Genomic DNA, 17451 nt, shown 5'->3' on the forward strand with positions numbered 1-17451 from the left:
CGGGATGTCGATGGCGAGACTCTAGCTGCCCGGCGGCCTGTGCGTGGACTATCATCCCTGCACCATGCCCGATCGAAACCGCACAGCCCGGCTGGACTGGGACGATGTCCGCTACGCCGTCGCCCTCGCCCGGCACGGCAGCCTGTCCGCCACCGCCCGGGCGCTGGGGGTCAACCACGCCACCGTGTCGCGCCGGCTGGACGGGCTGGAGCGGGCGCTGGGCCGGCCGCTGTTCGACCGCCGCCCCGACGGCTATCGCCCGAATGCGGCCGGCGCCGCGGTGCTGGCCGAGGCCCAGGCGATGGAGGACGGCGCCCTGGCCCTGCTGCGCCGGCTGGACCATGCCGAGGACGGCCTGGCCGGCCGGGTGCGGCTGACCACCGCCCGGGCGCTGGCGCTGGGCTTCCTGATCGACCGGCTGGGGGACTTGCGGGCGCGTTGGCCTGACATCGACCTGGAGCTGGTGCTGGAGACGCGGATCACCAGCCTGGCCCGGCGCGAGGCCGACATCGCGCTCCGACTCGGGCGGCCGGCGGACAGCGCCCTGGTCGGGCGGCGGGTGGCGACCATCGCCTATGCCGCCTACGCCGCGCCGGCGATCGCGGCCACCGACGGCGCCCCCCTGATCGGCGACGATGGCGCGGATGCGGCGTCGGAGACGGCGTGGCTGATCCGCCGCCATCCCGGCCGCCGCGTCGCCTTTGCCTGCAACAGCCAGCTGGCCCAGGCCGCCGCCGCCCGCGCCGGCTGGGGCGTGGCGCTGCTGCCGCGCTATCTCGGAGATCCCGATCCCGGGCTGGTGCCGGTCGATCTCGGCGCCCTGCCGCCGCCCCGCGAGATCTGGCTGCTGATCCGCCCCGATCTGACCGATGTGCCGCGGGTGCGGGCAGTGGCGGATGCGCTGGTGGACCTGTTCGCGGCGAACCGGGCGCGGTTCGGCTAGATCAGGAACACCCGCCGCAGCCGGACGGCGACCGCGATGCCGATCAGGCCCGCGACCGCCACCGGGATCGCCGCGGCGGGCCAGCCGGCGGCATCGACCGCACCGCCGACCACCACCGGGGCGACCACCTGGCCGAGAGCGCTGCCCTGCATCACCAGCCCGACCACCATCGGCCCCAGATCCGGCCGCGGCGCCGCCAGGGAGGCGCCGCCGATGACGCTGGCCGGCAGCAGGCCGGCCACACCGGAGAACAGGACGCAGAGCAGGAACACCGCGGTCGGCGGCAAGGCGAGCCAGAAGATCGCGACGCCGCTGAGGGCCATGACGGCGCAGGCGGCCGCGACCAGGGCCCAGCGCGCCGTGCCGCGGCCCAGCAGCAGGCCGGCGGCAAGGTTGCCCAGCACATTGGCACCGACCGCGACGGCGCTGAGCGCGCCGGCCACGGCGACCGACACGCCCATCCGCTCCGCCAGCAGCACCGGCAGGAAGCCGACCAGGGCGAAGTACATCACGTTGTAGAGGGTGAAACTGGCGGCCAGCAGCAGCGGGCCGGACGAGGTCACGGTCAGCACCGCGTCGCGGCCGGCGGCGCGCCAGGACAGGGCGGCCGCAGTGCCACGCGGCACCAGCAGGAGCAGCAGCAGGACGAAGGCGGCGGCCAGCACCGCGTTGGCGACCCAGAACGGCCGCCACCCCGCCAGGGCGGCACCCAGCAGCAGGGCGATCGCCATGCCGGCGGGCATGTAGGCGCTCCAGATCCCGAAGGCGAGGTCGCGATCCCCCGCGGCGGCGATGCGCTGCAGCAGGGCCGGTGCCGCGACCGACACCAGCAGGAACCCCAGCCCTTCCACGACCCGGGCGCCCAGCAGCAGGGCGAAGCTGCCGGCCAGCGCCCCCACCAGCCCGCCGACGGCCAAAGCGAGCAGGCCCAGCGCCAGCAGCCGGCGGTCGCCGAACCGGCTGACCGCAGCCCCGGCCGGAATGCCGCCGACCACGCCGAGCACCGCGAAGACCGACAGGACCCAGCCGGCGGCCTCCAGCCCCAGCCCGAACTCGGTGCGCAGGGCCGGCAGGGTGATCACGCCCTTGCCGACCTGCAGCGCGGTGACCACGCCGCAGGCGACGACGATGCCGGCGGCGATCCAGTCGGTCCGCAGCGGCCGGGCGGCGACGGCCGGCGCGGTCACGCCACCCGCTCCGCCGCCGGTCCCTGGATCCGGCGGGTCCACACCACCAGCCCGTCCAGCATCCGGCCGATGATCGCCCGCGTCGGTTCGTCGGCCAGCCGCAACGTCTCGTCGAATTTGCCCCCGGCCTGGCCGACGAACACCTCGGGCCGGTTCAGCACATGCATGCCGGTGCCGATCGCGACCTCGCGCAGATGCATCTGCGCCCGCACCGTGCCGAGGCCGGGGGAGGCCCCGAACAGGGCGACCGGCTTGCCCTCGAGCACCGATTCGCCATGGGGACGCGACGCCCAGTCCAACGCGTTCTTCAGGGCCGGGGCGAAGGAGCCGTTGTATTCCGGCACCGCCAGCAGCAGGGCGTCGGCGGCCACGATCTTCGCCTTGAGCGCCGCGACCGCCGCGGGGATTCCGTCCGCCTCCACATCCTCGTCGAAGAACGGCAGGTCGTTGAGCGGATGGATGTCCAGCACCGCACCGGCCGGCAGCATTTCGCCGGCGGCGCGCAGCAGGGCAGTGTTCAGCGAGCCCCGGCGCAGGCTGCCGGACAGGCCGAGGATGCGGATGCGGTTCGACATGACGAGCCCTTCCGAGAGGCGCCGGCAGCGGTGCCGGCCGATGCTCAATCTGGGCCGGATGCCCGCCGGCACCTATCGGCGAGCTTCGTATGCGCCCCATACGATTCCGTATAGGCGATCAGGCCGGGTTGAGCTCTGCCGCGCGGGTCTTCAGCATCGCGACCGCGAAGTCGATGAAGGCGCGGATGCGCGGCACATCCCGCAGATCGGCATGCACCCCCATCCGCACCGGCTGGGTCGGGCACGGCAGCGGCGTGTCGATGCGCCGGAGCGCCGCCCGTCCGTCGCCCAGCAGGCGCGGCAGGGCCGCCATCGCCGCGCCGGTCTCGGCGGCGGCCAGTTGCGAGCCGAGGCCGCTGCTGCGCAGGATCACCCGGGCCGCCGGCGCGGTCGCCTGCAGCCAGACCGACTGCACCGGCCGGCCGGCGAATTCATACATGGTGACCACGGCATGGCCGGCGCAGCCGGCCGCGAAGTCGGGATCCCCGTGCCGGTCGAGATAGGCCGGCGCGGCGTAGAGGCCGTAGCCGATCTCGGCCACCTTGCGCTCGACCAGATCCTCCTGCTGGAACGGGCCGAAGCGGAAGGCAATGTCGGCCTCACGCCGCGACAGGTTGAACACGCGCGGCTCGACCAACAGTTCCACCGCCACCAGCGGGTGCAGCGCGCCGAACCGCGCCGCGATCGGGGCGATGACGCCATCCCCCAGCCAGTCCAGGCTGGTGACGGAGATCGGGCCCTGCAGGCCGGTATCGCGCGCCGCGATGCGCCGTTCGACCGCCAGGGCGCCGTCTTCCATGCGCTGCAGCCCGTCGACCAGCGCGGCGCAAAGGGGTGTCGGCGACAGGCCGCTGGCGCCGCGTTCGAACAGCTTGACCCCGATCCGCCGCTCCAGCCCGTCGAGCCGTCGGCTGACCGTCGGCTGGGTGGTGCCCAGAACCCGCGCCGCGGCGCTGAGCGACCCGTGCCGGGCCACGGCGAAGGCGAATTTCAGATCGTCCCAATCCATGCGCGATGACTCCGGCCGGCCGGAGTCATCTATACGCTGTTGTATGGGGCGTGCAGACTATTTTAGATGTCATGCCACGGCTTGACCGTGCAATCCAGGGGCGGCCAGAGCGGCTCTCGGTGGCCCCTGGATTGCCCGGTCAAGCCGGGCAATGACAGGAAGAAGGCAATCGTGGTGGTGGGCTGTTCCCTCAGGGACAGGGGTTGGGGAACGCCGTGTGGATCGCCTCGATCCCCTCCAGCACCTCTGGCGACAACGTGATGTCGGCCGCGGCGATGTTGGCGCGCAGATGGTCCATCGAGGTGGCGCCGATGATCACCGAGGTCATGAACGGCCGCGACAGGGCATAGGCGATCGCCATCTGCGCCGGGTCCAGCCCATGGTCGCGCGCCAGGGCGATGTAGCGCTTGGTCGCCGGCTCGGCGTTCAGCCGGTCGTAGCGCGACTTGCGGCGGTCGACGTCGCGGCGCGACCCCGGCGGCACCTGGCCGTCGAGATACTTGCCGGTCAGCGTCGCGGCGGCGAGCGGGGCGTAGCCCAGCAGGCCGACCGCCTCGCGATGGGCGCATTCCGCCAGCCCGACCTCGAAGCTGCGGTTCAGCAGGTTGTAAGGGTTCTGGATCGAGACCGGGCGCGGCAGGCCCAGCCGGTCCGACGCCTCGACGAAGCGCATCAGGCCCCAGGGCGTCTCGTTCGACAGGCCGACATGGCGGATGCGCCCGGCCTTCACCTCGTCGGCCAGCGCCGCCAGCGTCTCCTCCGGCGCGACGAAATCCTCCGCCTGGTCATGGGCGTAGCCGAGCTTGCCGAAGCTGTTCACCGACCGGTTCGGCCAATGCAGCTGGTACAGGTCGATCCAGTCGGTCTGCAGCCGCTTCAGGCTGGCCTCGACCGCGGCCTTGATATTCCTGGCGTCGAGCCGGGGCTTGCCGTCGCGGATATAAGCCATGTGGCCGCCCGGGCCGCTGATCTTGGAGGCCAGGAACACCTGGTTGCGCTTGCCGGTGCGGGCGAACCAGCTGCCGATGATCCGCTCGGTGCTGCCATAGCTCTCGGCCGTCGGCGGCACCGAATACATCTCGGCCGTGTCCCAGAAGGTGACGCCGCGGTCGAGCGCGTAGTCCATCTGGGCGTGGCCTTCGGCCTCGGTGTTCTGCGTGCCCCAGGTCATGGTGCCGAGGCAGATCGCGCTGACGTCGAGACCGGTGCGGCCGAGCGGACGCTGTTCCATCGAGAAGGGCTCCGGAAGGGCGGTTCGGGACTTAGGTCGGACGATTCCGCCCGATCCTCGCTCTATACCCGGAAACGCCGCCGCACGGAACCGCCCGCGGCGGCGGCCTTACCCGGTCTTGGCAAAGCCGCCGGCCTTGATCAGCGAAACCACGGCGGGGGTGATCCGGTCGACGATGACCTTCACCCCGGCCGCGTTAGGGTGCATGCCGTCAGCCTGGTTCAGCGCCGCCTGGGCCGCCACCCCGTCGAGGAAGAAGGGGTACAGCGGCACGCCATGGGCCTTGGCCAGATCGGGATAGATCGCGTCGAAGGCCGCGCCATAGGCGGGCCCCAGATTGGGCGCGGCCAGCATGCCGGCCAGCAGGGTCGGGATCTTGGCATCGCCCAGCCTGGCCAGGATCTTGTCGAGATTGGCGCGGACGGCGGTCGGGTCGACGCCGCGCAGCATGTCGTTGGCGCCGAGTTCGACCAGGGCGAGGTCGGGCTTGTCGGCCAACGCCCAGTCCAGCCGGTCCAGCCCGCCGGCGGTGGTGTCGCCCGACACCCCGGCGTTCAGCACCCGGACGTCGTAGCCCTGCGCCTTCAGCGCTGCCTCCAGCTGCGTCGTGAAGGCGTCCGCCTCACTCAGGCCCAGACCGGCGGTCAGGCTGTCACCCAACGCCAGGATGCGGATCGCCTCGGCCTGGGCCTGGCCGGCCGATCCGACCGCCAGGCCGAACACCAGGGCCAACGCCGCCGCATTGAAAAGCCGCCGCGGGGTGCTATTTGTCCGAAGTTGACGGAAAGACCACGGAATGCGCATGGACGGGACTTCTCCTGCACCGCCGACCGAGTCCGGAGCGGCGCGCGCAGGGGGCGCGGCGCCGACGATCCGGCTGACGGATGTGCATCTTGAATTGGCGAGCGCGGCCGGCCCCGTCAACATCCTCCGTGGAATCGACTTGCGCGTCGGCGCCGGCGAGGTGGTGTCGATCGTCGGCCCCTCCGGCTCCGGCAAGTCCAGCCTGATGATGCTGCTCGGCGGGCTGGAGCGGCCGACCAAAGGCCGCATCGCCGTCGCCGGCCGCGACCTGACGGCGCTGGGCGAGGACGCCCTGGCGCTGTTCCGCCGCGACCATGTCGGCATCGTGTTCCAGAACTTCCACCTGATCCCGACCATGACGGCGCTGGAGAATGTCGCCATCCCGCTGGAGTTCGCCGGCACCGCCGACGCCTTCGACCGGGCGGCGGAGCGGCTGCGCGCCGTCGGGCTGGGCCATCGCCTGACCCATTATCCCGGCCAGCTCTCAGGCGGCGAGCAGCAGCGCACCGCCCTGGCCCGCGCCTTCGCCGCCGACCCCGACGTGATCCTGGCCGACGAGCCGACCGGCAATTTGGACGGCGAGACCGGGCGGCAGGTGATCGAGCTGATGTTCGACCTGTCGCGCAAGCGCGGCGCCACCCTGCTGCTGATCACCCACGACCCGGCGCTGGCGGCGCGGTGCGACCGCATCATCCGGCTGGTCGACGGCCGCATCGCCGATGACGGCACCGCCACCTCCGCCGCGCTGGCGAAGCTGCGATGACCCTCGCCGTCGCCGCCCGCCTGGCCCGGCGAGAGCTGCGCGGCGGGCTGAAGGGCTTCCACATCTTCCTGGCCTGCCTGGCGCTGGGCGTCGGCGCCATCGCCACGGTGCAGTCGGTCGCCGACGGCATCCGCAGCAGCATCGCCCAGGACGGCCAGGCCATCCTGGGCGGCGACGTGGCGCTGCACCGGCTGTACGAGCCGGCGACCGCGGCGGAGCGGGCCGAGCTGGACGCCGCCGGCCGGGTGGCCGAGGTGGTCGAGACCCGCGGCATGGCCCGCAGCCCGAAGGACGAATCGACCACGCTGGTCGAGCTGAAGGCGGTCGACGGCGCCTATCCGCTGTACGGCAAGGCCGAGCTGGACGAGGGCGGCGACCTGCAGGCCGCCCTGGCGCAGCGCGACGGCGTCTGGGGCGCGGTGGCCGACCCGGAGGTGGCGGCGCGGCTGGGCCTGGCCGTCGGCGACCGGATCGCGGTCGGCGATGCGGTGCTGCAGCTGCGCGGCACCATTGCGCGCGAACCCGACAAGGCGGGCGGCAACGGCTTTTCGATCGGCCCGCGGCTGATGATCGGCCGCGGCGCGCTGGACGCGACCGGGCTGGTCCAGCCCGGCTCGATGCTGGCCTACGATTATCGCCTGGCGCTGCCGCGCGGCAGCGACGCCCACGCCTTCGCCACCGGTCTGAAGACTCGCTTCCCCGACGGCACCTGGCGGATCCGCGACGACCGCGACGCGGCGCCGTCGCTGCGCCGGACCATCGACCAGCTGACCATGTACCTGACCCTGGTCGGGCTGACCGCGCTGCTGGTCGGCGGCGCCGGGGTCGGCAACGCGGTGCGCGCCTGGCTCGACGCCCGGCTGGCCACCATCGCCACGCTGAAATGCCTGGGGGCGCCCGGCCGGCTGATCTTCGAGACCTATCTGATCCAGGTGCTGGTGCTGGCCGGCCTGGGCATCGTCATCGGCTTGGGCGTCGGCGCTGCGGCCCCGCCGGCCGTGGCCGCCCTGATCGACGGGCTGCTGCCGGTGGAGACCAGGATCGGCGTCTATCCCGGTGCCCTGCTGCTGGCCGCCGGCTTCGGCCTGCTGACCGCCCTGACCTTCTCGCTGTGGCCGCTGGCCCGCGCCGCCCGCACCCCGGCCGCGGCGCTGTTCCGCGACCGGGTGGCGCCGCGCCACATCCGCCCCGCCGCCATCTTCATCGCCGCCACCGCGCTGTGCGGCGCGGCGCTGGCCGCCCTGGCCGTGGCCACCGCCTCCGACACGATGCTGGCCGCGATCTTCGTGGCCGGCGCCATCGCCGCGATCGGCCTGTTCCACGGCACTGCGCTGGGCGTCATGGCGCTGTTGCGCCGGGCGCCGCGGCCGCGCCGGCCGGGCCTGCGGCTGGCCCTGGCCAACCTGCACCGGCCGGGCGCGCCGACGCCGCAGATCGTGCTGTCGCTCGGGCTGGGCCTGACCGTGCTGGCGGCGATCGCCCTGATCCAGGGCAACATGGACCGCCAGATCCAGGACACCCTGCCCGGCGCCGCGCCGTCCTTCTTCTTCGTCGATGTCCAGAAGTCGCAGAAGGACCAGTTCGACGCCCTGATCCAGGGCACATCGGGCGCCAGCGACCTGGCCGAGGTGCCGAGCCTGCGGGGCCGCATCGTCTCGGTCAACGGCGTGCCGGTGGAGAAGGCGGTGGTCGACCCCAAGACCGCCGGCTGGGTGCTGCGCGGCGACCGCGGCATCACCTACGCCACCGCCAAGCCGCCCAAGGACAAGATCCTGCAGGGCGAATGGTGGCCGGCCGATTACGACGGCCCGCCCAAGGTCTCGACATCGCAGGAGATCGCCGGCGCCTTCGGGCTGAAGCCGGGCGACCGCATGACCCTGAACGTGCTGGGCCGCGACATCGACGCCGAGGTCGCCAACATCCGCGAGATCGACTGGGGCACGCTGGGCATCAATTTCACCCTGATCATGTCGCCGAAGCCGCTGTCGGCCGCGCCGCACACCTGGCTGGCCACGGTGAAGGTGCCGCCGGCGGCGGAGCCGGGGCTGCAGCGGGCGGTGACCGACGCCTTCCCCAACGTCACCACGGTGCGCCTGAAGGATGCGCTGGAGACGGTGAACGCGCTGCTGTCCCAGATCGGCACCGCGGTGCGGTCCACCGCCGGCATCACCCTGCTGGCCGGCGCGCTGGTGTTGGCCGGGGCGGTCGCGGCCGGACACCGGCGGCGGATCTACGACGCGGTGGTGCTGAAGGTGCTGGGCGCCACCCGCGGCGACGTGATGCGCGCCTTCCTGATCGAATACGGGCTGCTGGGCCTGCTGACCGCCGCGATCGCCTGCGTCCTCGGCACCATCGCCGCCTGGGGCGTTCTGACCTATGTCATGAAGATCGGCTGGACCTTCCTGCCGCTGACCCTGCTGGGCACCGCCGGCCTGTGCGTCGCCATCACCCTGGGCTTCGGCTTCCTCGGCACCTGGGTCGCGCTGGGCCAGAAGGCGGCGCCGCTGCTGCGCAACGAATAGGCCGGTTGAGGCCTTTCTGGACCGGCTTCACCTGAGGCCCTTCGGCGCAGGCCGCACCTGTTGTATGTTGGCCCCGCGCTGCCAATATTTCAGCCGCGTGGTTCTTCACCACCCATAGAGGTTTTGAGATGGCCTTCGATCCACAGGGCCGTTACGCGACGGGGCCGGGCGCCAATGCGCACGCCATCGAGCGTGCGGCGTTCGACGAGGGTCTGCGGCAGTACATGCTGCGGATCTACTGGTACATGGCTGGGGGCCTGCTGATCAGCGGCATCACCGCCGCGCTGGTGATGTTCACCCCGCTCGGCGGCACCTTCCTGGCCGTGAACGCCTTCGGGCGGGTCGGCCTGACCGGGCTGGGCTGGGTTGCGCTGCTGGCGCCGATCGGCCTGATCTTCTGGATGAGCATGGGCATCCGCTCGATGAGCGCGTCCACGCTGCAGACTCTGTACTGGGCGTTCGTCGCCCTGCAGGGCATCGGCCTGGCGCCGGTGCTGATGGCCTATACCGGCGAGAGCGTGGTGCGGGTGTTCTTCATCACCGCGGCGTCCTTCGCAGGCCTGAGCCTGTACGGCTACACCACCAAGCGCAGCCTGTCGGCCTTCGGCTCGTTCCTGGTGATGGGCCTGTTCGGCATCATCATCGCCAGCCTGGTCAACATCTTCCTGGCCTCGAGCGGCCTGGCCTTCGTCATCAGCGTGCTCGGCGTGCTGATCTTCGCCGGCCTGATCGCCTACGACACCCAGCGGCTGAAGGAGCAGTATGCCGAGGGGCAGGGCCATGAGGTCGAGACCAAGACCGCGGTCTGGGGCGCCCTCACGCTGTATCTGAACTTCCTCAACCTGTTCATGTTCCTGCTGCGGCTGCTCGGCAACCGCAACTGAGCGAGCAGACCATAGCCGCAGACAGCCCGGCGGTCCCATCCGCCGGGCTTCGTCTTTCTGGGCCCCCCATCGACATGGACATGACCGACGCCGTTCCCGATCAGCCCCGAAAGGGCTGGGGCCGCCTGGCCGACGCGTTCGACAGCTGGATCGTCGACCATTGCGCGTTCCGCACCTTCGTCAACACGCGGGTCGAGTTCGCGCCCGGCGTGTGGCGCTCGGGCCAGCCCCTGCCCTACCAGATCCGCGGCATGGCCCGCGACGGCATCCGCACCATCATCAACCTGCGCGGCCCACGCGACTGCGGCTCGTACCGCCGCGAGGCCGAGGCCTGTCGCCGCCACGGCATCACGCTGGTCGACCTGACCCTGAAGTCGCGCGACGCGCCCAAGGTCAGCGTGCTGCACCAGATCCGGCGGGTGCTGGACGCGGCGGAGCATCCGATCCTGGTGCATTGCAAGTCCGGCTCCGACCGCGCCGGGCTGATGGCGGCGCTGATCCTGATGACGCGCGAGGGCCGCCCGGCCGCCGAGGCGCTGCGGCAGCTGCACTGGCGCTACCTGCACTTCAAGAAGTCGCCGACCGGCCTGCTCGACCGCTTCATCGAGGCCTATGCCGAGGCCGATGCGCGCGAGCCGATCGCCTTCTGGGACTGGGTCGACACCGGCTACGACCGCAAGGCGGTGAAGGCCTCCTTCGTGCCCAGCGGCATCGCCACCATGATCGTCGACGGGCTGCTGGGGCGGGAGTAGCCGACTTTCCGCAGGTCCGAATTCGGTCTATATTCGGACTGAGCCCAGGAGGCCGCGATGAAACTGTCCGACCGCATCAAGCCGATCAGCTATCTGAAAGCCCATGCCCCGGAGGTGATCCAGGGGCTGCGGGAGGGGCAGGAGCCCTTCATCATCACCGTCAACGGCGAAGCCAAGGCGGTGCTGCAGGACATCGACAGCTACGAAGAGACCCAGGAAACGCTGGCGCTGCTGAAGATCCTGGCGCTGGGCGAGCGCGACTATGAAGCGGGCAGGTTCCGGCCGGCCGAGGACGTCTTTGCCGACCTGGAAGCCCGCCTCGAGGCCCGCCTCAAGGATTGATCCCCGTGTCCCTGCCGGTCATCGTGCTGCGGGAAGCGGAACGGGACCTCGAAAGCATTGTCGACTTTATCGCCGAGCACGATTCAGCGGAGAACGCTCGTCGTATCCTCCGATCCCTGAACGACGTGATCCGGCGGCTGGCAAACCTGCCATCACGCGGCAGCATCTCGAAGGAATTGCGCGCCCTCGGACTGGCTCAGTTCCGCGAGGCCCACCACAAGCCCTACCGCATCATCTATCGGATCCGCGAGGACGCGGTGGTCGTCCATTGCGTTGTCGACGGGCGGCGCGACATGCAGAGCCTGCTGCGGCACCGATTGCTGCAAATGCCCTGAGCCAAATGAAAAGGTCGCGACCTCGGCCGCGACCTTTCCCGTTTCTTCCCTAAACCCGATTCTTGTGCCCGGTTCTCAGGCGTAGTGCTGGCCGAAGCGGTTGGCCAGGAAGTCGGACAGGTTGGCCTGCTCCTGCCGCACGAAGCCGCTCTGCGGCAGCTGGCCGGCGCGGTGCAGGTCGACCATGGCACAGATGCCCGCCGCGGTGGTGACCTGGATCGCGCTCCAAAGCTGGCCGCCGATCTCCTTGGCGTAGACCTTCTTGGCGTAGGTCTCCTGCATCAGCCGGCCGTCCTTCTTGCCCCAGGCGGTGACGAAGATCAGGACCACGTCCTGCTTGGTCATCGGGATCGAGGCCTCGAGCACGTCCTTCAGGATGTCGCGGCGCTGCCCCAGCTGCAGCTCGTTGACCAGGATCTTGACGATGTCGCGATGGCCGGGATAGCGCACGGTCTTGTAGTTCAGGAACTTGACCTTGCCCTCCAGCGTCTCGCACAGCGTGCCCAGGCCGCCCGAGGTGTTGAACGCCTCGTAGTCGATGCCGTCGAGCGAGATGTGCTCCATGCCCTCGAGCGGCAGCACCTCGCGCAGCTCGCCCTCATGGATCGCCTCGCAGGGGTTGCAGTACTCGTTGATCAGGCCGTCGGTCGACCAGGTCAGGTTGTACTTCAGCGCGTTCGACGGATAGACCGGCAGGGCGCCGACGCGCATGTGCACGGTGTGCAGCTCGTCGAAGCGCTTGGCCAGGTCGTAGCCGACGATCGAGATGAAGCCCGGGGCCAGGCCGCATTGCGGGGTGAAGGCGGTCTTCGCGCCCTCGGCCAGGGCCTTGACCCGGCGGGTGCTCTCGACGTCCTCGGTCAGGTCGAAGTAATGGGCGCCGCGGTCCTTCGCCGCCTCGGCGATCAGCGGCGTCAGGTGGAACGGCGCGGCCGAGATCACGACGTCGTGGCCGGACACCGCGTCGCGCAGCGCCTGGGCGTCGTCGAAGCGCAGCTGGCGCTTGGCGACATTGCCCTCGAGCCGGTCGAGCATGCCCTGATCCTGGTCGCCGACGGTGAGCTGGTAGTCCCCGGTGGCGGTCAGCAACGCGGTGATGCAGGTGCCGATCTTTCCCCCGCCGAGCAGCAGAACCTTGGTCATGGCGCGTGTCCCTCACAAACGGACGCCCCGGGGCGAGGTCGCGCCGGGGCGGTACGGATGGATGAGGTCTACATCAGCCGGAAAGCCGCAGAAAGCCTGGTGAACAGCCGTTCCGGAAGGTGCGCGCGGGGGCCGGGCGACCTTCGAGTCGCCGGCCGATCCGGGGCGCCGAGCAAGATAATTAGCCGACCTGAAATTGTGAGTCAGATGGCATTCAACACTGATTCTTCGACGTAGGTTGGGTTCGCCTCGACGAACCCAACGCGCCACAGAAAGATGTTGGGTTCGCTGGCGCGAACCCACCTACACCGCTACGCCACCACCTCCGGCCGCAGGCGGATCACGCCGCGCAGCACCTCGCCGGGCTGCAGCACCGTCGTCCCGGTGTCGGTGCGGCCGGCCTCGGCGAGATTGAAGGCGTCGGTGATGTTGCTGACCGGCTCGACGCAGACATAAGGGTCGTCGGGTGCGTAGCAGACCAGGAAGTCGAGCGGCGCCTCGGCCTCGATCGCGATCCAGGCCCGCCGCTCCGGCCACTCGATCACCGCCCGGCGGTCCCAGTCGGTGAAGGTGTTGTCGGTCCGCACATCCTCCGGCCGGAAGCCGCGGCGCAGGTCCTTGCCCGGCGGCGGCTCGACCAGTTCCAGCGGCATCACCTCGGCGTCATTGGCCCACATCCCGGTGATCCCGGCGGTAACGGTGGTGGCGGGGGTGCGCGGGAAGTAGAGGTGCTGGCCCAGCCCGGCCGGCATCGCCGTATCGCCGGTGTTCTCGACCGAGATCGCCAGGTCGAGCCCGGCCTCGCTCAGGGTGAAGTCCTGCCGGGCATGATAGGGGAAAGGCCAGGCGTCGGCCGCGTGGTCGTAGCCGATGGCGCAGTGGGTCGCCGACTGTTCCAGCACCCGCCAGGGCCGCTGCCAGCCATAGCCGTGCAGTTGATGCCGTTCCGCCGCCGTGTTCAGGGGCAGCGCCACCTCCCGCCCCTGGAAGCGGAAGCGGCCTTCGCGGATCCGGTTCGAGAACGGGGTCAGCGGGAAGTTGCCGAGGCCGAGCGGGTCGCCCGCCGCCAGAGCGGCGGCGGTGGCCGGCCGCAGCCAGTCGCGCCGGGCTTCCCCGGTGCCGGTCCAGTAGGCGGCGATCCCGCCGCCGATCGCCGGCACAAGGTCGAGGCCGCTCGCCCCCGCCCGCAGCCGCACCGTCTCCACCGCCATTCCGTTTCTCCCTTTCGGCAATGCTTGACGCCGATCTTGAGACAGCCCAATACTCTATTTGTATGATGAATAGCAAAGAGCACGATCGGCAAGTCTGATCGTGCCGCTGGGGAAAGGCCGTGGTCGAGAAGAGCGATGAGAATGCCGTCTCCATGGACGGCATCCGGATGGTCTACGTCAAGACCATTGCCCTGCGCGACGCCAGCCTGCAGGTCGGCCGCAACGGGATCGCCGGGCCGCGGCCGCCGCTGATCCGGAAAGGCTTCCGCCAATGACGGGCGTGCCCTACCCGCCCGTGACGGCGGATCCCGCCGCGCCCGGGCGCGACAAGGGGGAAGACCATCCGGCCGAACCGCTCCCCCCAGGCGGCCAGCCACCGCGGGCGAGAGTCATGGTCGAGCATTCCCGCAGCAGCAAGACCTTCTCCCGCCGGTCGCTGCACGGCCAGATCGCCTACGACATCGGCGTGCGGATCGTGCGCGGCGACGTGCAGCCCGGCACCGTGCTGCCGAACGAAGCCGACCTGTCGGTGCAGTTCTCGGTCAGCCGCACCGCGCTGCGTGAGGCGATCAAGGTGCTGGCGGCCAAGGGGCTGGTCGAATCCCGGCCCAAGACCGGCACAAGGGTGCGGCCGCGCGACGAATGGAACATGCTGGACCCCGACCTGCTGGCCTGGCAGTTCGCCACCCAGCCGATCGAGCGCCTGGCCAAGGACCTGTTCGAGATCCGCCAGGTCATCGAGCCCGCGGCCGCGTCGATGGCGGCGGAGCGCGCGACCGACACCCAGCGCGAGGCCATCGCCCGCGCCTTCTCGGACATGGAGGCGGCGCCGGACGGCGACGCCTCGATCGAGCCCGACCTGCGCTTCCACCAATCGATCCTGGCGGCCTCGAACAACGAGTTCCTGCACCCGCTCGGCGCCCTGATCGAGACCGCGATGGCAACCAGCTTTCGCATCACCAACAACGAACCCGGCGCGCTGCAGATCTCGCTGCCGCGCCACCGCGCGGTGCGCGACGCAATCCTGGCGCGGGAGCCGGAGGCGGCGCGCCAGGCGATGCGCGTCCTGCTCGAAGATGCGGTGGAGGATCTCCGCCGCGCCCTGCCGCACATGATTCCAACGCCCTGACCACAGCCTAGCCAGACAAGGACCCCGTGATGGCTGACGACGCCAGCGACAACAACAACAAGAAACCCCTCCGCTCTGCGGCCTGGTTCGGCCCGCACGACAAGGACGGCTTCCTCCATCGCAGCTGGATGCGCAACCAGGGTTTGCCGGACCATGTGTTCGACGGCCGCCCGGTGATCGGCATCTGCCAGACCTTCTCCGAGCTGACCCCCTGCAACGCGCATTTCCGCAAGCTGGCGGAGCATGTGAAGCGCGGCGTGTGGGAGATGGGCGGCTTCCCGCTGGAGTTCCCGGTGTTCTCGACCGGCGAGACCAACCTGCGGCCGACCGCGATGCTGTACCGCAACCTGGCGGCGATGGATGTCGAGGAGGCGATCCGCGCCAACCCGATCGACGGCGTCGTGCTGCTGACCGGCTGCGACAAGACCACCCCGTCGCTGCTGATGGGCGCCGCCAGCTGCGACATCCCCGCCGTCGTCGTTTCCGGCGGGCCGATGCTGAACGGCCGCTACCAGGACCAGACCATCGGGTCGGGCACCAGCGTCTGGCAGTTCGACGCCGACGTGAAGGCCGGCGTCATCAGCCTGCAGCAGTTCATGGAGGCCGAGGCCGGGCAGTCCCGCTCCGCCGGCCACTGCATGACCATGGGCACGGCCAGCACCATGAATTCGATGGCCGAGGCGCTGGGCATGAGCCTGACCGGCTGCGCCGCGATCCCGGCGGTCGACGCCCGCCGCTACGTCATCGCCCACATGACCGGCCGCCGCATCGTCGAGATGGTGCATGAGGACCTGCGCATCTCGAAGATCCTGACCCGCGAGAACTTCCTGAACGCCATCCGCGTCAACGGCGCCATCGGCGGGTCGACCAACGCGGTCATCCATCTGCTGGCCATCGCCGGCCGCGTCGGCATCCAGTTCGAACTGAAGGACTGGGACGAGTTCGGCCGCGACGTGCCGACCCTGGTCGACCTGATGCCGTCGGGCCGCTTCCTGATGGAGGATTTCTACTACGCAGGCGGTGTCCCCGCGGTGACCCGGGCGCTGGGCGAGAACGGCATGCTGTTCAAGGACGCCCCGACCGTCACCGGCAAGTCGATGTGGGAGAACGTCAAGAACACCGCCAACTGGAACCCGGAGGTGATCCGGGCCTGGGACAACCCGCTGGTGAAGCAGGGTGGCATCACCGTGCTGAAGGGCAACCTGGCGCCGGACGGTGCCGTGCTGAAGCCCTCCGCCGCCACGCCGGAGCTGATGCAGCATCGCGGCCGCGCCGTCGTGTTCGAGAACATCGAGCACTACAAGGCACGGGTGGACGACCCCGATCTCGACATCGACGAGACCTGCATCATGGTGCTGAAGAACTGCGGCCCGAAGGGCTATCCCGGCATGGCCGAGGTCGGCAACATGGCGCTGCCGCAGAAGGTGCTGAAGAAGGGCGTGCGCGACATGGTCCGCATCTCCGACGCGCGCATGAGCGGCACGGCCTACGGCACGGTGGTGCTGCACACGGCGCCGGAAGCGGCCGCCGGCGGCCCGCTGGCCCTGGTGCAGGACGGCGACATGATCGAGCTGGACGTCGCCAACCGGCGCCTGCATCTCGAGGTCTCGGACGAGGTGCTGGCCGAGCGGCGCAAGCTGTGGTCGCCGCCGGAGCCGACGATGAAGGGCGGCTACCAGTCGCTGTATGTCCAGCACGTGATGCAGGCCGACAAGGGCGCCGACCTCGACTTCCTGGTCGGCAGCCGCGGCCATGCCGTGCCGCGCGACAGCCACTGACGATCGAACCGCAGGCCCGCCCCTGATCGGGGCGGGCCGCTCTCTATTCTGGCCAAGCGGATCATCATGACCGACTACGCAAGTTATCCATCGCTGCGCGACAAACCCGTCTTCGTGTCGGGCGGCGGCAGCGGCATCGGCGAGAGCATCGTCGAGCATTTCTGTCGCCAGCAGGCGCGCGTCTTCTTCGTCGATATCAACGAGGAGGCGTCGACCGCCCTGGTCGACCGGCTGAAGGCCGAGGGCCTGGCCGCGCCGGTGTTCCGCCGCTGCGACCTGCGCGACATCGCCGACCTGCGCAAGGCGGTGGCCGAGGCCAAGGAGGCCGTCGGGCCGATCCGCATCCTGGTCAACAACGCGGCGCACGACCAGCGCCACGCCCCCGAGACGGTCGAGCCCGACTATTGGGACGACCGCATGGCGGTGAACCTGCGCCACCAGTTCTTTGCCGCCCAGGCGGTGCAGCCGATGATGCAGGCGGCCGGCGGCGGTTCGATCATCAATTTCGGCTCGGTCTCCTGGCGGCTGAAGCAGGGCAACATGCCCGCCTACACCACGGCCAAGGCCGGGGTCGAGGGGCTGACCCGCGGCCTGGCCCGCGACTGGGGCAAGCAGCACATCCGGGTCAACACCGTGATGCCGGGCTGGGTCATCACCCAGCGCCAGAAGGATTTGTGGCTGACACCGGAGGCCGATGCCCGCCGGGCCGAGGACCAGTGCATCCCCGACTATGTGATGCCGGTGCACCTGGCCCAGATGGTGCTGTGGCTGTCCGCCGATGATAGCGCCCTGTGCACCGGCCAGACCTTCGTGGTCGATGCCGGCTGGGCCACGGGATTGTGA

18 protein-coding genes are annotated in these 17451 nt (G+C 70.4%); 11 read left to right on the forward strand and 7 right to left on the reverse strand.

What is annotated here, in order from left to right; genetic code table 11:
* Nucleotides 1-64: 64 nt before the first annotated feature.
* Complete coding sequence (locus E9232_RS22255; RefSeq protein ID WP_309797604.1) at nt 65-943, forward strand: LysR family transcriptional regulator; 879 nt, start codon at nt 65-67, stop codon at nt 941-943.
* Here E9232_RS22255 and E9232_RS22260 read toward each other — a convergent pair.
* The 5 genes from E9232_RS22260 to E9232_RS22280 form a co-directional block, all read right to left on the reverse strand.
* Nucleotides 940-2130, reverse strand: coding sequence for an MFS transporter (locus E9232_RS22260; RefSeq protein WP_309797605.1), 1191 nt, complete (start codon nt 2128-2130; stop codon nt 940-942). The two genes, E9232_RS22255 and E9232_RS22260, sit on opposite strands and share 4 nt — an antisense overlap.
* Nucleotides 2127-2705, reverse strand: coding sequence for an NADPH-dependent FMN reductase (locus E9232_RS22265; RefSeq protein WP_309797606.1), 579 nt, complete (start codon nt 2703-2705; stop codon nt 2127-2129). The genes E9232_RS22260 and E9232_RS22265 overlap by 4 nt, the downstream gene beginning before the upstream one ends.
* 118 nt (nt 2706-2823) lie before the next feature.
* Complete coding sequence (locus E9232_RS22270; protein WP_309797609.1) at nt 2824-3714, reverse strand: LysR family transcriptional regulator; 891 nt, start codon at nt 3712-3714, stop codon at nt 2824-2826.
* 190 nt (nt 3715-3904) lie between these two features.
* The gene (locus E9232_RS22275) at nt 3905-4945 is read right to left on the reverse strand and encodes an aldo/keto reductase (RefSeq protein ID WP_309797611.1); all 1041 of its coding nucleotides are present in this window, start codon (nt 4943-4945) and stop codon (nt 3905-3907) included.
* A 108-nt stretch (nt 4946-5053) separates the two neighbouring features.
* A complete protein-coding gene (locus tag E9232_RS22280; RefSeq protein ID WP_441716911.1) occupies nt 5054-5668 on the reverse strand; it encodes an arylesterase in 615 nt (204 codons plus the stop codon).
* Between the two features lie 175 nt (nt 5669-5843).
* Here E9232_RS22280 and E9232_RS22285 point away from each other — a divergent pair, with 175 nt between their 5' ends.
* The 6 genes from E9232_RS22285 (at nt 5844) to E9232_RS22310 (ending at nt 11347) form a co-directional block, all read left to right on the forward strand.
* Nucleotides 5844-6512, forward strand: a complete 669-nt coding sequence (locus E9232_RS22285) for an ABC transporter ATP-binding protein (RefSeq protein WP_441716518.1) — start codon at nt 5844-5846, stop codon at nt 6510-6512.
* A complete protein-coding gene (locus tag E9232_RS22290) occupies nt 6509-9034 on the forward strand; it encodes an ABC transporter permease (RefSeq protein ID WP_309797616.1) in 2526 nt (841 codons plus the stop codon). Before E9232_RS22285 ends, E9232_RS22290 begins: the two co-directional genes overlap by 4 nt.
* 128 nt (nt 9035-9162) lie before the next feature.
* Nucleotides 9163-9918: a Bax inhibitor-1/YccA family protein gene (locus tag E9232_RS22295; protein ID WP_309797619.1), complete on the forward strand. Its 756-nt coding sequence runs from the start codon at nt 9163-9165 to the stop codon at nt 9916-9918.
* An 80-nt stretch (nt 9919-9998) separates the two neighbouring features.
* The gene (locus tag E9232_RS22300; RefSeq protein WP_309797621.1) at nt 9999-10670 is read left to right on the forward strand and encodes a fused DSP-PTPase phosphatase/NAD kinase-like protein; all 672 of its coding nucleotides are present in this window, start codon (nt 9999-10001) and stop codon (nt 10668-10670) included.
* A 57-nt stretch (nt 10671-10727) separates the two neighbouring features.
* On the forward strand, nt 10728-11012 hold the full coding sequence (locus E9232_RS22305) for a type II toxin-antitoxin system Phd/YefM family antitoxin (protein ID WP_309797623.1): 285 nt from the start codon (nt 10728-10730) through the stop codon (nt 11010-11012).
* A 5-nt stretch (nt 11013-11017) separates the two neighbouring features.
* Nucleotides 11018-11347 carry a type II toxin-antitoxin system RelE/ParE family toxin gene (locus tag E9232_RS22310; protein WP_309797625.1) on the forward strand — a complete coding sequence of 110 codons (330 nt, stop codon included), beginning with the start codon at nt 11018-11020 and terminating at the stop codon, nt 11345-11347.
* Between the two features lie 75 nt (nt 11348-11422).
* On the opposite strand, the gene E9232_RS22315 is transcribed toward E9232_RS22310, so the two are convergent.
* Both E9232_RS22315 and E9232_RS22320 read right to left on the reverse strand, forming a co-directional pair.
* Nucleotides 11423-12490 (reverse strand): saccharopine dehydrogenase family protein, encoded by a 1068-nt coding sequence (locus tag E9232_RS22315; RefSeq protein WP_309797626.1) that lies wholly within the window; start codon nt 12488-12490, stop codon nt 11423-11425.
* A gap of 311 nt (nt 12491-12801) precedes the next feature.
* Complete coding sequence (locus E9232_RS22320; protein WP_309797628.1) at nt 12802-13701, reverse strand: aldose 1-epimerase; 900 nt, start codon at nt 13699-13701, stop codon at nt 12802-12804.
* A 119-nt stretch (nt 13702-13820) separates the two neighbouring features.
* Between E9232_RS22320 and E9232_RS22325 the strand changes: the two genes are divergently transcribed.
* The 4 genes from E9232_RS22325 to E9232_RS22340 all read left to right on the forward strand — a co-directional run bounded on the left by E9232_RS22325 (nt 13821) and on the right by E9232_RS22340 (nt 17451).
* Nucleotides 13821-13976, forward strand: coding sequence for a hypothetical protein (locus tag E9232_RS22325; protein WP_309797630.1), 156 nt, complete (start codon nt 13821-13823; stop codon nt 13974-13976).
* A 116-nt stretch (nt 13977-14092) separates the two neighbouring features.
* Nucleotides 14093-14830, forward strand: a complete 738-nt coding sequence (locus E9232_RS22330; protein WP_309797633.1) for a FadR/GntR family transcriptional regulator — start codon at nt 14093-14095, stop codon at nt 14828-14830.
* 29 nt (nt 14831-14859) lie between these two features.
* Nucleotides 14860-16608, forward strand: a complete 1749-nt coding sequence (locus E9232_RS22335; RefSeq protein ID WP_309797635.1) for an IlvD/Edd family dehydratase — start codon at nt 14860-14862, stop codon at nt 16606-16608.
* 66 nt (nt 16609-16674) lie between these two features.
* Nucleotides 16675-17451: an SDR family NAD(P)-dependent oxidoreductase gene (locus E9232_RS22340; protein WP_309797638.1), complete on the forward strand. Its 777-nt coding sequence runs from the start codon at nt 16675-16677 to the stop codon at nt 17449-17451.

The organism is Inquilinus ginsengisoli (genome assembly GCF_031453975.1).
Classification (GTDB): domain Bacteria; phylum Pseudomonadota; class Alphaproteobacteria; order DSM-16000; family Inquilinaceae; genus Inquilinus; species Inquilinus ginsengisoli_A.

Bases quoted from the DNA above. Each gene is read 5' to 3' on its own strand.
- E9232_RS22255 (WP_309797604.1), top strand. From the start codon at position 65: ATGCCCGATCGAAACCGCACAGCCCGGCTGGACTGGGACGATGTCCGC.
- E9232_RS22265 (WP_309797606.1), bottom strand. From the start codon at position 2,705: ATGTCGAACCGCATCCGCATCCTCGGCCTGTCCGGCAGCCTGCGCCGG.
- E9232_RS22270 (WP_309797609.1), bottom strand. From the start codon at position 3,714: ATGGATTGGGACGATCTGAAATTCGCCTTCGCCGTGGCCCGGCACGGG.
- E9232_RS22275 (WP_309797611.1), bottom strand. From the start codon at position 4,945: ATGGAACAGCGTCCGCTCGGCCGCACCGGTCTCGACGTCAGCGCGATC.
- E9232_RS22290 (WP_309797616.1), top strand. From the start codon at position 6,509: ATGACCCTCGCCGTCGCCGCCCGCCTGGCCCGGCGAGAGCTGCGCGGC.
- E9232_RS22295 (WP_309797619.1), top strand. From the start codon at position 9,163: ATGGCCTTCGATCCACAGGGCCGTTACGCGACGGGGCCGGGCGCCAAT.
- E9232_RS22300 (WP_309797621.1), top strand. From the start codon at position 9,999: ATGACCGACGCCGTTCCCGATCAGCCCCGAAAGGGCTGGGGCCGCCTG.
- E9232_RS22305 (WP_309797623.1), top strand. From the start codon at position 10,728: ATGAAACTGTCCGACCGCATCAAGCCGATCAGCTATCTGAAAGCCCAT.
- E9232_RS22315 (WP_309797626.1), bottom strand. From the start codon at position 12,490: ATGACCAAGGTTCTGCTGCTCGGCGGGGGAAAGATCGGCACCTGCATC.
- E9232_RS22320 (WP_309797628.1), bottom strand. From the start codon at position 13,701: ATGGCGGTGGAGACGGTGCGGCTGCGGGCGGGGGCGAGCGGCCTCGAC.
- E9232_RS22330 (WP_309797633.1), top strand. From the start codon at position 14,093: ATGGTCGAGCATTCCCGCAGCAGCAAGACCTTCTCCCGCCGGTCGCTG.
- E9232_RS22335 (WP_309797635.1), top strand. From the start codon at position 14,860: ATGGCTGACGACGCCAGCGACAACAACAACAAGAAACCCCTCCGCTCT.
- E9232_RS22340 (WP_309797638.1), top strand. From the start codon at position 16,675: ATGACCGACTACGCAAGTTATCCATCGCTGCGCGACAAACCCGTCTTC.